At 72.6% G+C, this 12,548-nt stretch carries 11 protein-coding genes and 2 pseudogenes; 5 read left to right on the forward strand and 8 right to left on the reverse strand.

The annotated features are described in order from the left end of the window. Window positions 1–96 precede the first annotated feature (96 nt). Together ABZ318_RS36560 and ABZ318_RS36565 are read left to right on the forward strand one after the other, a co-directional pair. A complete protein-coding gene (locus ABZ318_RS36560) occupies window positions 97–927 on the forward strand; it encodes a glycoside hydrolase domain-containing protein (RefSeq protein WP_356906745.1) in 831 nt (276 codons plus the stop codon). Window positions 928–1,284: 357 nt separating this feature from the next. Continuing rightward, a pseudogene (locus tag ABZ318_RS36565) lies at window positions 1,285–2,619 on the forward strand (cobalamin-dependent protein); the annotation flags it as partial. Window positions 2,620–2,697: 78 nt separating this feature from the next. Here ABZ318_RS36565 and ABZ318_RS36570 read toward each other — a convergent pair. Then, window positions 2,698–3,519 (reverse strand): annotated as a pseudogene (locus ABZ318_RS36570) (MFS transporter); the annotation flags it as partial. Window positions 3,520–3,632: 113 nt separating this feature from the next. Between ABZ318_RS36570 and ABZ318_RS36575 the strand changes: the two are divergent. Together ABZ318_RS36575 and ABZ318_RS36580 are read left to right on the forward strand one after the other, a co-directional pair. Continuing rightward, window positions 3,633–4,100 carry a MarR family transcriptional regulator gene (locus ABZ318_RS36575; RefSeq protein ID WP_356906747.1) on the forward strand — a complete coding sequence of 156 codons (468 nt, stop codon included), beginning with the start codon at window positions 3,633–3,635 and terminating at the stop codon, window positions 4,098–4,100. 286 nt (window positions 4,101–4,386) lie between these two features. Next, complete coding sequence (locus ABZ318_RS36580) at window positions 4,387–5,286, forward strand: tyrosine-protein phosphatase (RefSeq protein ID WP_356906748.1); 900 nt, start codon at window positions 4,387–4,389, stop codon at window positions 5,284–5,286. On the opposite strand, the gene ABZ318_RS36585 is transcribed toward ABZ318_RS36580, so the two are convergent. The 6 genes from ABZ318_RS36585 to ABZ318_RS36610 all read right to left on the reverse strand — a co-directional run bounded on the left by ABZ318_RS36585 (window position 5,211) and on the right by ABZ318_RS36610 (window position 10,441). Then, complete coding sequence (locus ABZ318_RS36585; RefSeq protein WP_356906749.1) at window positions 5,211–6,989, reverse strand: DEAD/DEAH box helicase; 1,779 nt, start codon at window positions 6,987–6,989, stop codon at window positions 5,211–5,213. The genes ABZ318_RS36580 and ABZ318_RS36585 overlap by 76 nt on opposite strands. A gap of 223 nt (window positions 6,990–7,212) precedes the next feature. Beyond that, complete coding sequence (locus ABZ318_RS36590) at window positions 7,213–7,875, reverse strand: TetR/AcrR family transcriptional regulator (protein WP_356906750.1); 663 nt, start codon at window positions 7,873–7,875, stop codon at window positions 7,213–7,215. A 40-nt stretch (window positions 7,876–7,915) separates the two neighbouring features. Then, window positions 7,916–8,425 (reverse strand): pyridoxamine 5'-phosphate oxidase family protein, encoded by a 510-nt coding sequence (locus ABZ318_RS36595; RefSeq protein ID WP_356906751.1) that lies wholly within the window; start codon window positions 8,423–8,425, stop codon window positions 7,916–7,918. A gap of 94 nt (window positions 8,426–8,519) precedes the next feature. After that, window positions 8,520–8,900, reverse strand: a complete 381-nt coding sequence (locus ABZ318_RS36600; protein WP_356906752.1) for a VOC family protein — start codon at window positions 8,898–8,900, stop codon at window positions 8,520–8,522. 237 nt (window positions 8,901–9,137) lie between these two features. After that, window positions 9,138–9,857, reverse strand: a complete 720-nt coding sequence (locus ABZ318_RS36605; protein WP_356906753.1) for a VWA domain-containing protein — start codon at window positions 9,855–9,857, stop codon at window positions 9,138–9,140. Next, window positions 9,848–10,441 carry a PadR family transcriptional regulator gene (locus ABZ318_RS36610; protein WP_356906756.1) on the reverse strand — a complete coding sequence of 198 codons (594 nt, stop codon included), beginning with the start codon at window positions 10,439–10,441 and terminating at the stop codon, window positions 9,848–9,850. Before ABZ318_RS36610 ends, ABZ318_RS36605 begins: the two co-directional genes overlap by 10 nt. 89 nt (window positions 10,442–10,530) lie before the next feature. On the opposite strand from ABZ318_RS36610, the gene ABZ318_RS36615 reads away from it, so the two are divergent. After that, window positions 10,531–11,646, forward strand: a complete 1,116-nt coding sequence (locus ABZ318_RS36615; RefSeq protein ID WP_356906754.1) for an LLM class flavin-dependent oxidoreductase — start codon at window positions 10,531–10,533, stop codon at window positions 11,644–11,646. Window positions 11,647–11,754: 108 nt separating this feature from the next. On the opposite strand, the gene ABZ318_RS36620 is transcribed toward ABZ318_RS36615, so the two are convergent. Further along, window positions 11,755–12,548 (reverse strand): FAD-dependent oxidoreductase (locus ABZ318_RS36620; RefSeq protein WP_356906755.1); only part of this gene is annotated, 794 nt, incomplete at its 5' end.

Consider the following 12,548-nt stretch of genomic DNA (forward strand, 5'->3'; position numbering starts at 1 on the left):
GCCTGATCCCCGGCACCGTGCTGGCGGGCGTCGACAGCGTGCTGCGGCTGGCGGTGCGCCCGGAAGGCCGGAGTCGGATTCTGTATGGGGTGGGGAATGGCGAAGCACCGGCTGTCCAGAAAAGGCCGCTACACAGCGCTGGCGACGACGGCCGTCGCGGTCGTGGCGGGTGCCGGGGTCGCGGCGCAGACCTCCATGGCAGCCACGGCGTGGCCGGCCCAGAGGACGTACACGGGCCGGGCGTTCGACGCCTGCACGGCGCCTTCGCTCACCGCGATGAAGGCGTGGAAGAAGGACGCGTACTACGGCGGCGTCGCCGTCTACGTCGGCGGGAAGAATCGCGGCTGCGCCCAGCCCAATCTGACCAGGTCGTGGGTGAAGTCGGTCGACACGCTCGGCTGGCGGGTCATCCCGCTCTACGTCGGCGCCCAGCCGCCCTGCCAGAAGAGCGGGAACAAGGAGAGGTTCACCGCGGCCACCGCGGCCTCGGTCGGGGCGAGCAACGCCAACGACGCGGTCGCCAAGGCCTCGGCGCTCGGCATGAGGCCCGGCAGCCCGGTCTACCTCAACATGGAGCCGTACGACACCGCCGACAAGGCGTGCAACGACGCGACCCTCGCCTACGTGCGGTCCTTCACCAAGACCCTGCGCGCCAAGACCTACCGCGCCGGCATGTACGGCTTCAGCAGCTCCAGCGCCAAGGCGGTCGCCACGGCGAAGGACCGCACCGACCTGCCGGGCAACCTCTGGTACGCCCTGTGGAACGGCCAGGAGACCACCACCAAGGACTGGCCCTGGGACCCGAAGCTGTACACCGACCACAGCCGCGGCCACCAGTACAAGGCGAACAGCAAGGAAACCCGCGGCGGTTACACCATCACCGTCGACCGCAACGCCTGGGACGCCCCGGTCGCCATCATCGGCTGACCGACACCCGCGGTCACCGACGACCACGGCGCCCGGGCAGGGCCGGCCCCGGGCGCCGAACGTCTCCGAACCGGCCGGTCTCGGCGTCGCCCGCGCCGGCCCCGACTCAGGCACCGCCCGCGCCGGTCTCGGCCCCGGCACCGCCCGCGCCCGCGCCGGCCCCGGCTTCACCTGTGCCGGCCCCGGCCCTGGCGTCGCCCAAACGGCCTATACCTCCCATATCGCCTATACCGCCACCCTCCTGACCGACCGCGCCCCCGCCGGTGTGCATCCGGTCACACAGGTCTCACCTTCTGCGAAACTACTAGGACGTCCTACTATCTGTGGGGTCCCACTTACCTCCCCGGGAAGGTCCACATGACCGCTCTGCACCGGCCCGTGCACCCCGTCCGTCTGGTCACCGCCTCGGCGCTCTTCGACGGGCACGACGCCTCGATCAACATCATGCGGCGGATCTTCCAGTCCCAAGGCGCCGAGGTGATCCACCTCGGGCACAACCGGTCCGTGCAGGAGGTGGTGGACGCGGCGCTCGAGGAGGACGTCCACGGCGTCGCGGTCTCGTCCTACCAGGGCGGGCACGTGGAGTACTTCGAGTACCTGGTCCAGTCGCTGCGCGAGCGCGGCGCGGACCACATCCGCGTGGTGGGCGGCGGGGGCGGCGTCATCGTGCCCGAGGAGATCACCCGGCTCCGCAACAGCGGGGTCACCATCTTCTCCCCCGAGGACGGCCAGCGGATGGGCCTCGCCGGGATGATCAACTCGGTGATCGAGCAGTGCGACTTCGACCTCTGGGACGGCGGACCGGCCGACGCGGCGGCGGTCCTCGCGGGCGACCGGTTCGCGATCGCCCGCGCCATCACCGGCGCCGAGCTCGGCAAGCTGTCCCCCGACTTCCTGGACCGGCTGCGCACCGCCGCGGCGGCACGCGTCACGCCCGTCCTCGGCATCACCGGCACCGGCGGCTCCGGCAAGTCGTCACTGACCGACGAGCTCGTCCGCCGGCTCCGCGTCGACCAGCAGGACAAGCTGCGCATCGCGGTGATCGCGGTCGACCCGACCCGTCGCCGCGGCGGCGGCGCGCTGCTCGGCGACCGGATCAGGATGAACTCCCTCGACGGGGACCGGGTCTTCTTCCGCAGCCTGGCCACGCGCGGCAGCCACGAGCTGCCCGAGCACCTGGCCGATGTGATCGACGTCGTCAAGGCCGCCGGATTCGACCTGGTGATCGTGGAGACGCCGGGCATCGGCCAGGGCGACGCGGCGATCGTGCCGTTCGTCGACACCTCGCTGTACGTGATGACGCCGGAGTTCGGCGCCGCCTCGCAGCTGGAGAAGATCGACATGCTCGACTTCGCCGACGTCGTGGCCATCAACAAGTTCGAGCGGCGCGGCGCCAAGGACGCCCTGCGCGACGTGGCCCGTCAGCTGGTCCGCAACCGCGAGGCGTTCGACAAGAGGCCCGAGGACATGCCGGTCTACGGCACCTCGGCGGCCACCTTCAACGACGACGGCGTCACCGCGCTCCACCAGCACCTCAAGACCGCCCTCGCCGAGAAGGGGCTCACGCTCGCCCAGGGCACCCTGGCGCCGGTCGACGTGCGCCACTCCTCCGGCATCCGGCAGGTCGTGCCCGCCGACCGGGTCCGCTACCTCACCGAGATCAGCGAGACCGTCCGCACGTACCACGCGGAGATGCAGCCAGATCGCGAGGACCAGGAAGAAGCCCTGCATGCCGAAGGCGAAGAGCAGCTGGACGGCCAGGCCGTACGAGAAGGCCGGGACGGTGAAGACGCGCGGGGGCAGCACCGAGCCGCGTACGGCGACCGCGGCCACCGCGAGGGCGCCGGCCGCGAGGAGGCCCCAGCCCCAGAGCGGCCAACCCCAGCCGCGGCCCTGGACGAGCGGCAGGACGACGGCGACGAGTCCGGCGGCGAGGACGAGGCTGCCGAGCACCGGGGGCCGGGTGGCGGAGCGCTCCCGGGTGGTGGGGACGAGGACGGCGGCGGCGGCCAGGGTGAGGACGGCGATCGGCACGTTGACCAGGAAGACGCTGCGCCAGCCGAGCCCGAAGAGGTCGGCGTCGGTGAGGACCCCGCCGAGCAGCAGTCCGATCGCGGAGGCGAAGCCGGCCACCGCCCCGTACATCCCGAAGACCTTGCCGCGGTCCTTGCCCCGGAAGAGGCTCTGGAAGGAGCCGAGGACCTGCGGCATGAGCACGGCGGCGGCGACGCCCTGGGCGCCGCGGGCGGCGATCAGCTGGCCGGGGCTCTGGGCGATGCCGCAGGCGAGGCTGGCGAGGCCGAAGCCGGCGGTGCCGGCGAGGAAGAGCGCCTTGCGGCCGTACCGGTCGCCGAGCCGTCCGGCGACGACGAGGGTCGCGGCGAAGCCCAGGAGGTAGGCGGAGACGGTCCACTGGAGGGCGCTCTCGGAGGCGCCGAGCCCGTGCCCGAGGGAGGGCAGGGCGACGTTGACGATGGTGACGTCCACGAGGTCCATCAGGGCGGCGACCATCATGACGACGGCGGCGGCCCAGCGGCGCGGGTGGACGGTGAACGGGTCGCCGGTGGCGGCGGTCGTGGCAGTCGTGGACATCTCCACCCTCCATTTATTTCGTTCGGGCGAACGAAATAAAAGTGACACGCACTCCCCCGTGATCGCAAGTGTTTCGTTCGGCCGAACGAAATGAATTTTGCTAGGCTGCCGCCATGAGCGAGCAGGACCAGGAACGGGGTGCGGTCATCGCCGCCCTCACCGCCGCCGGCCGGGACTCCAGCGCCGCCTCCGTCGCCTTCCACTCGGCGGTCGCGGCCCAGCAGGACCTGGGCGCCACCGAGACCAAGACGCTCGACCTGCTCGAACGGCACGGCCCCCTCACCGCCAAGGAGCTGGCCGAGCACTCGGGCCTGGCCCCCGCCTCCGTCACCGGACTCGTCGACCGCCTGGAGCGCAAGGGCTTCGTGCGCAGGGTGAAGCACCCGACGGACAAGCGCCGGGTGCTCGTCGAGCCCCGCCCCGAGAAGCTGGCCGAGCTCGCCCCGCTCTTCGACGACTGGGCGCGCGAAGTGCACGAGCTCTACGAGGAGTTCACGACCGAGGAGCTGGCGACGATCACCCGCTTCCTGACGGGCGCGACGGAACGCCAGCGCGCCGCGACCAAGCGCCTCACGGGGTAACGGCCCGCGCCGCCCGAGGCGCCTCACGGGGGAACCGCCCGGGGCGCCCGAGGTGCCTCACGGGAGAACGGCCCGGGGCGCCTCGCCGGTCGGGCCCGCACAACCGGGCCCGCACACCCCTCCCCTTCGGCCCGTCCGGCTGCTACCTTCCTCGCCAGCACGTCACCTAACTAACGTTAGGTGGAGGAGTGGTTCCGCGGGCCCGTCCGCCCACGGCTGTCCCACCGAGTCCGTCTGCCGTACGGCCACCGGCCGTACGTCCGTCAGTCCGCAAGGGAGCCCAGCCATGCCCCTGTCCCGACGCGCCCTGCTCACCACCACCGGTGCCGCGCTGCTCCTCGGAGCCGCGCCGCCCGCGCTCGCCCGGAGCCGCCCCACGGCCGCCACCGCGATCCGGCAGATCCCGCTCCAGGGCGCGGTCAACGTCCGCGATCTCGGCGGGTACGTCACCTACGACGGCAAACGGGTCCGGCACGGTCTCGCCTACCGGGGCGACCACCTCGCCCGGCTCACCGACGCCGACCTCGCCACCCTCGCCGGGCTCGGCCTCGGCACCGTGGTCGACCTGCGGATCCCCATGGAGGTCGGCTACGACGGCGCCGACCGGCTGCCCGCCGGCGCGGTCCCGGTGGCCCGGCCCGTCACCGACCACGGCCTCTTCGGCCAGCTGATGGCCGCGATCGGCTCCCGCGACCCGGTGCGGCAGGAGGAGATGCTCGGCGACGGCCGGGCCGCCGCCTTCATGCGCGAGGTGTACCGCACCTTCGTCACCGACCCCGCGAACCGGGCCGCCCTCGCGGCCACCCTGCGGGACCTGGCCGATCCCCGCCGGGGGCCGCTGCTCCTGCACTGCACCTCCGGCAAGGACCGCACCGGCTGGACGAGCTGGCTCCTGCTCACCCTGCTCGGGGTGCCCGAGCCCTCCGCCCGCGCGGACTACCTGGCCTCCAACACCTTCCGCGCCGCGTACGACGCGCGGGTGCGGGAGGGGCTGAAGCAGGGCGGGCTCATGCAGAACCCCGACCTCATCGTGCCGCTGCAGGAGGTGCGGGCCGAGTACCTGGACACCGCCCTCGACCAGGTCCGCACCTCGTACGGCAGCCTCTTCCGTTACGTGTCGGTCGGCCTCGGCCTGGAGCCGCGCGAGCTCGCGGCGCTCCGCGAGCGGCTGGTGCCCGACGCCTGACGCCCGCCCCGGCCTGCGCCGGCCGCCGCACCGCGCCCGGCGCCCGCGCCCGCCCCGGCACCGGAGCCCGAACCACGGCCCGCGCCCGCGCCGCGTCCCGCACCGGCCGCGCCGCGCCCGGAGCCGCCCGCGGTGCCGGAGCCCCGGCCCGTCGGCGCCCCGGAAGCGGAACCCCGGGCTGTGGTGCCCGAACCGGACGCCCGCCCGGTGGACGGGCCGGAAGCGCGGCCCGAGCCCGTCGCGCCCGTCCCCGTACCACCGGTCGAACCGCCGGAGGCCGGACGGCGACGACGGCGGCCGCCGCCCGTGCCACCGCCGGCGGCGGCGCCCGCCGCCTTGCGCGGCGGGGTCGGCTGCGGGACCTCGATGACGACGGGGACGCCCGAGGGCTCCCGGGCGCCGGTGAGCTCGGCGAGCTCCTCGTCGCTGGACTTGATCTGCGCCGTGCGGGGGCTGATGCCCGCGTTCGACATCAGCCGGCCCATGTCCCGCTTCTGCTCGGGCAGGACCAGCGTGAAGACGCTGCCGGACTCGCCGGCGCGGGCGGTGCGACCGCCCCGGTGCAGATAGTCCTTGTGGTCCATCGGCGGGTCGACGTTCACGACCATGTCGAGGTCGTCCACGTGGATGCCGCGGGCCGCCACGTTCGTCGCGACCAGCGTGGTGACCTGGCCGGTCTTGAACTGGTCCAGGGTCCGGTTGCGCTGCGGCTGCGAGCGGCCGCCGTGCAGCCCGGAGGCCCGCACGCCGTTGGCCAGGAGCCGCTTGACCAGCCGGTCCACGGACCGCTTGGTGTCCAGGAAGAGGATCGTCCGGCCGTCGCGGGCCGCGATCCGCAGCGTGACGGCCTTCTTGTCGGTCTCGTCCATCACGTACAGGACGTGGTGCTCCATGGTGGTCACCGCGCCCGCCGACGGGTCGACCGAGTGCACGACCGGGTCGTCCAGGAACATCTTGACCAGCTTGTCGATGTTCCGGTCGAGGGTGGCGGAGAACAGCAGCCGCTGTCCGCCCGGCTCGACCTGCTTCAGCACCTTCGTGACCTGCGGCAGGAAGCCCATGTCGGCCATCTGGTCGGCCTCGTCGAGGACGGTGACGGCGACCTGGTCCAGGCGGCAGTCGCCCCGCTCGATGAGGTCGTGGAGCCGGCCGGGCGTGGCGATGAGGACCTCGGCGCCGCGCCGCAGGGACGAGGACTGCCGGGAGATCGACATGCCGCCGACGACCGTGGTGATCCGCAGCCGCAGCGCGGAGGCGTACGGCGTGAGGGCGTCGGTCACCTGCTGGGCGAGCTCACGGGTCGGCACCAGGACCAGCGCGAGGGGCGCGGTCGGCTCGGCGCGGCGGCCGGCGGTGCGGGCGAGGAGCGCGAGCCCGAAGGCGAGGGTCTTGCCGGAACCGGTGCGCCCCCGGCCGAGGACGTCGCGCCCGGCGATCGAGTTCGGCAGGGTCGCGGCCTGGATCGGGAAGGGCTCGGTGACGCCCTGCTCGGTGAGCGTCCGCAGCAGCGCGGCCGGCATGTCCAGGTCCTCGAAGGAGGCCACGGGCGGCAGCGCGGGCGTCACCGTCTCCGGCGGAGTGAACTCCTGCGGCGGCGGGGGCGCGGCGGGACGACGGCCGCCGCGGGGGCCCTTCGGCTGGGACGTGGACTTCGCCTGGGCGGTGCGGGGGCCGCGCTTGCTGGGGCGTTCGGAGCGGGTCATTCGTGCCTTCCTGGCCGGTGCGCGGCACAGCCGGGGCCCGCACCTGCGTGATGCGGGCCCCGGCTGTACCGCCCGGAACACGCGATGCGGGCCCCGGCTGTCTCTCCCGGAACACGAGATACGGGCCCCGGCTGTCTCTCCCGGAGCACGTGACACGGCCCCGGCTGTCTCTCCCGGGACTCGCGATACAGATCCCGGATGTCTACCGGAACAATAGTGCGCCTCAGGACCTTCCCGTCCCGGCCCCCCGCTCCCCGGACGCCTCGGGACCGCGTACGGCGATTCCGTCCAGGACCATCGACAGGTACTGGCGGGCGATCTCCTCCGGGCTGTGCTGTCCGCCCGGCCGGTACCAGGACGCGGCGACCCAGACGGTGTCGCGGACGAAGCGGTAGGTGAGCCGGACGTCGAGGTCGGCGCGGAAGACCCCGTCCGCGACGCCGCGCTCCAGGGTTCCGAGCCAGGCCTTCTCGAACCTGCGCTGCGAGTCGACGAGGTAGCCGAAGCGGGGCTGGTCGACGAGGTGCAGGGACTCCTTCTGGTAGATGGCGACGGCGGCGCGGTGCCGGTCGATCTCCCGGAAGGACTCGGTGACGAGGGCCTCGATGGTCTCGCGGGGGCCGAGCCCGGCGCCGAGGACGGCGTCGTACCCCTCCCACAGCTCGTTCAGGAAGGTGGAGAGGATCTCGTCGAGCATCGACTCCTTGGAGTCGAAGTGGTAGTAGAGGCTGCCGGCGAGCATTCCGGCGGCGTCCGCGATCTTGCGGACGGTGGTGGCGTTGTACCCCTGGGCGGCGAACACCTCGGCCGCCGTGTCGAGGAGTTCACGGCGCCGCTCGGGCCCCCCGCTCACTTGGGTCTTCTTCTTGCTTGCAGTGTTCGGCACGTGCCCATTCTGGTCCCCCGCGCACGGGCCCACCCAGGAGTCAGGCGTCCTGCCGCGGCGGGCTGTCGTCGTTGCCGCGCCGGAGCGTGCGCGTCGGGCGTCCCGGGGCCCAGCTGCGGAAGCAGATCTCCTCGCCGTCCACCCAGGTCCGCACGACCTCGGTCGGCTCCACCCGGAAGAGGTGGAAGGGCTGCGGCGCGCCCGCCTCCGCCGCGTACCGGTCCAGGGTCTCCCGGTCGGTGACCTCGACCGCGCGGCCGGAGATCCGGACGTCCCCGCCGCCCATGCCGGTGCCGGATCCCGGGTTGGCGAGCAGCGCGAACCGGGGGTCGCGGCGCAGGTCCAGCGCCTTGCGGGAGTTCGGCATCATGCCGAGCCAGAGCTCCCCGCCGCGGAAGTCGGCCTCGATGCCGCTGAGGCGCGGCGAGCCGTCCTTCCGGACGGTGGCGAGGGCGTGGTGGGCGTACTGCCCGAAGCGCTCCCGCACGGTCGCGGCGAGCTCGGGTTCGGCGGCCTCGAAGGCCTGCCAGGTGGTTCCGGTGTCTTCCATGGGTGTGTCTTCCATGGCTGTGTCTTCCATGGCTCCAGGAGACACCGGATACCCGACAACCACTGTCCGGATTGCTCTGGACTCACCCGCGGGTTCAGGAGGTCGCCGCGCGCTCCGCCTTGCTGCGCTCCACGCAGAACTCGTTGCCCTCCGGGTCCTTCAGGGTCGCCCAGCCGGTGCCGTCCGGGTTCCGGTGGTCCTCGAACAGCGTGGCGCCGAGGGCGAGCAGCCGCTCGACCTCCTCGTCACGGGTGCGGTCCTGCGGCTGGAGGTCGAGGTGGACGCGGTTCTTCACCGTCTTCCCCTCGGGGACCTGGATGAAGAGGAGGCCCGCGCCGGCCGACTCGACGAGCGCCTCCGGGTCGCCGGGCTTGTCGTCGTCGGAGACCTGGGAGTCGAGCACCTTCGCCCAGAAGCTCGCGAGGGCGTAGGCGTCGGCGCAGTCGATGGTCACGTGTCGCACGAGAGAGCTCATGGCGGCATGATTGCCCCCGCCCGCGCCCGGGAGCCACCGATTTCCCGGCTTTCAGTCGGCGGTGACTAGGCCCCGGCCCTCGGTCACCGCCACGAGCGCGGCGAGCGAGGAGCGGGCGCCCTGGAGGTCGTGGATCTTCTCGTCGATGGCGTCGAGCCGTGCGACGAGCAGCGGGCTGAGGCAGCGCTCGACGTCACCCTCACCGAGGAGCGGTTCGCGCGCCTGGCGGCCGCCGGTTCATGACCGGACGACGCCCTGGGCCCGGGCGGCGGCGAGCCAGGCGGGGAACTCGGAGACGAGCCGGTCGTACAGCTCGGCGTCCGGGACCCGGTTCGGGTCCTGGCCCGCGTGGAAGAAGCCGGCGTTGTCGAGGGGCCGCTTCGCCGGCACGTCCAACTCGTCGAGCCTGCGCAGGAACTCGAACTGCCGGCTGCCGGGGTCGCCGAAGCCGATGAACTGCCAGAAGATCGGCAGCCGGGCCGCCTTGCAGACGTACCGCTCGGCGGCGAGCTTGTTGATCGGCCCTCCGTCGGTCTGGAAGACGACGAGCGCGGGCGCAGTGGAGCCGCTGTCGAGGTAGTGGTCGATGACGGCGTCCATGGCGAGGTGGTAACTCGTCTTCCCCATGTGGCCGAGGCCGGCGACGATCCGGTCGATCCGGCCGGCGTGGTCGTCGAGCCGGATCTCGGTCTCGGCGTCGATGTCGGTGGAGAAGAAGACCACCGGGACCCGTCCGTCGTCGTCGAGGTGCGCGGAGAGCCCGAGGACCCGGTCCGCGAGGGCCTGCACGGTGCCGTTGGCGTAGTACGGCTTCATGGAGCCCGAGTAGTCGATGACGAGGTAGACGGCGATCCGCTGTCCGCTGATCCCGTGCCGCGCCAGCGACGCCCCGGCCTCCTTGTAGAGACTCACCAGCGCGGGTGCGGTCTCCTCGACCTTCCGCAGGCTCAGTGCCATGGCCGTTCCCCCTCCAACTCCTCGATGTCCGCGAGCATGGCGTCGGCCAGGTCGCGCTCGGCCGTGTAGTACCGCTCGGCCCACGCGAGGGTCAGCCGGGGGTACGCCCACGCCTCGTCCGCCCCCGCGTCCGCCACGTCCGCCTCGGCGCGCCGCCGCATGCGCTCGGCGTACTCCCGGTGCGCGGCCAGGATCTCCCGCATCCGCTCGGGTTCGAGGAGGTGGCCGAGCCAGAGCCGCAGCATCGGCCCGTGCTTCAGGACGGGCGGGTCGAGGGGGGCGGTGCGGGCCCAGGTGCGGACGGCGTCGAGGCCCTCGCCGGTGATCCGGTAGACGCGTTTGTCGCGGGTGCCGGCCTCGGGGGCGACGAGCCGCGAGGTGGCGTAACCGCTGTTCTCCAGGCGCTTGAGCTCGCTGTAGACCTGGCTGAAGGACGGGCTCCAGTAGAAGAGGCCGAGGGACCGGTCGGCCCACTTCTTGACGTCGTAGCCGGACAACTCCCGTCCGTGGGACAGCAGTCCGAGCACGGCCCAGCTGGTCGCGGGAAGCCCCGGCACGCCCTCTTGGTCCACCACGGAGTCCACCACGGACGGCAGTCTACGGTCCTTCCTTCCTCTCCTTATGCCTGCTAGAAGTATTTCGATTAGGCATAAGCGCCTGGGGAGGAGCTCCTGTGAAGTTCTCCATGATCTTCGAAGCACAGCTCGTCGACCCGACCCCCGACCGCGAACGCCAGGTCCTCCACGACTGCGTCGAACAGGCCGTCCTCGCCGAGGAGACGGGCTTCGACCGGATCTGGGCGGTCGAGCACCACTCCCTCACCCAGTACGCCCACATGACCGCGTCCGAGATCTTCCTGACCTGGGTCGCCGCCCGCACCCGGACCATCCGCGTCGGCCACGGCGTGGTCACCATGCCCTTCGGCTACCAGCACCCGGTCCGGGTCGCCGAACGCGCCGCCATGCTCGACGTGCTCTCCGGCGGCCGGGTCGACGTGGGCGCCGGCCGGGGCGCGACCCGCCAGGAGACCCGGATGTTCGGGGTGCGCCCGGAGGACACCCGGCCGCAGACCGAGGAGGCCCTGCGGATCTTCGCCGCGGCCTGGCGGGAGCCGGAGCTGGAGTGGCACGGCACCCTCGACATCGGCCCCGGCGCGGTCCTGCCCCGCCCCGTGCAGACGCCCCACCCGCCTCTCTTCATGGCCTGCTCGCAGCACGAGTCGCTCCGGCAGGCCGCCGAACTCGGCATCGGCGCGCTGGTGATGGGCTTCTCCGGCGCCGACGACGTCCGGGCGATGCGCGCGGTGTACGACGAGGCCATCGGCGCGCGGGACGGATCCCGGTTCGTCTCCACCGAGGTCAACGACCACTTCTCCGCCCTCTGCCCGACGATCGTCCTCGACGACGCCGCCCGCGCCCTGCGGCTCGGCACCCGGGGCCAGCGCTTCTTCGCCGAGTCGATCGCGCACTGGTACGGCGGGGGCCCCGCCCCCACGGGCTACGCCGAGGACGAGGACCACACCGGGGCGCTCGACGAGAAGCGACGGCAGCTGATCGCCCGGCTCCACGAGGCGGACGTCCCCGCGCGACCGGTCGACACGGGCACGTACAACACCGACCACGCCTACGGGGACGCGGCCACCGCGATCGCCTACGTCGAACGGCTCCGGGAGATCGGCGTCGACGAGGTGATGTGCCTGATCCAGATGGGCACGGTGCCGCAGGACGTCTGCCTGGAGACGATCCGCCAGTGGGGCGAACACGTCATCCCGCACTTCCGCGAGGGCTGAGAAGGCACCGCAGCGCCCCCCAGGTCGTCCGGTCGGGGACATTCGGGGGGCGCTGCGCTCAGTTCCGCACGTCGTTGTACGGGACGTTCAGGGGGTGATCCGGTGGGATCAGACCATCAGGGCACGGTCCGTCGGGCGGATCGGGGCCGGCAGGGAGCTGGCGCCGGTCAGGTAGCGGTCCACGCCGCGGGCGGCGGAGCGGCCCTCGGCGATGGCCCAGACGATGAGGGACTGGCCGCGGCCGGCGTCACCGGCGACGAACACGCCGTCGACGTTGGTGGCGAAGTCCGCGTCGCGGGCGATGTTGCCCCGCTCGTCCAGCTCCAGGCCGAACTGCGCGACCAGGCCGTTCTCCACGTCCGTGCCGGTGAAGCCCATCGCGAGCGTGACCAGCTGGGCGGGGATCTTCCGCTCCGTGCCCGGCTTCTGGGTCAGCTTGCCGTCGACGAACTCGACCTCGACGAGGTGGAGGAACTGGACGTTGCCGTCCTCGTCGCCCTCGAAGTGGGTGGTGGAGACGGAGTAGACCCGCTCGCCGCCCTCCTCGTGCGCCGAGGTGACCTTGTAGAGCATGGGGAAGGTCGGCCAGGGCTGGCCGGCGGTGCGCTCCTCGCCCGGCTTCGGCATGATCTCCAGCTGCGTGACCGAGGCCGCGCCCTGGCGGTGCGCCGTACCGACGCAGTCCGCGCCGGTGTCGCCGCCGCCGATGACGACGACGTGCTTGCCCTCGGCGGTGATCGGCGGGGCCACGAAGTCGCCCTCGACGACCTTGTTGGCGAGCGGCAGGTACTCCATCGCCTGGTGGATGCCGTTCAGCTCCCGGCCCGGGACGGGCAGGTCGCGGGCGGTGGTGGCACCGGCGGCGACGACCACGGCGTCGAACCGCTTGCGCAGGTCCGTCG

Source organism: Streptomyces sp. NPDC006197 (assembly GCF_040613865.1).
Classification (GTDB): Bacteria; Actinomycetota; Actinomycetes; order Streptomycetales; family Streptomycetaceae; genus Streptomyces.

What these genes read in the sequence shown, in the direction of transcription:
- ABZ318_RS36560 (WP_356906745.1), top strand. Translation starts at nt 97, where the DNA reads ATGGCGAAGCACCGGCTGTCCAGAAAAGGCCGCTACACAGCGCTGGCG.
- ABZ318_RS36575 (WP_356906747.1), top strand. Translation starts at nt 3,633, where the DNA reads ATGAGCGAGCAGGACCAGGAACGGGGTGCGGTCATCGCCGCCCTCACC.
- ABZ318_RS36580 (WP_356906748.1), top strand. Translation starts at nt 4,387, where the DNA reads ATGCCCCTGTCCCGACGCGCCCTGCTCACCACCACCGGTGCCGCGCTG.
- ABZ318_RS36585 (WP_356906749.1), bottom strand. Translation starts at nt 6,989, where the DNA reads ATGACCCGCTCCGAACGCCCCAGCAAGCGCGGCCCCCGCACCGCCCAG.
- ABZ318_RS36595 (WP_356906751.1), bottom strand. Translation starts at nt 8,425, where the DNA reads ATGGAAGACACCGGAACCACCTGGCAGGCCTTCGAGGCCGCCGAACCC.
- ABZ318_RS36600 (WP_356906752.1), bottom strand. Translation starts at nt 8,900, where the DNA reads ATGAGCTCTCTCGTGCGACACGTGACCATCGACTGCGCCGACGCCTAC.
- ABZ318_RS36605 (WP_356906753.1), bottom strand. Translation starts at nt 9,857, where the DNA reads ATGGCACTGAGCCTGCGGAAGGTCGAGGAGACCGCACCCGCGCTGGTG.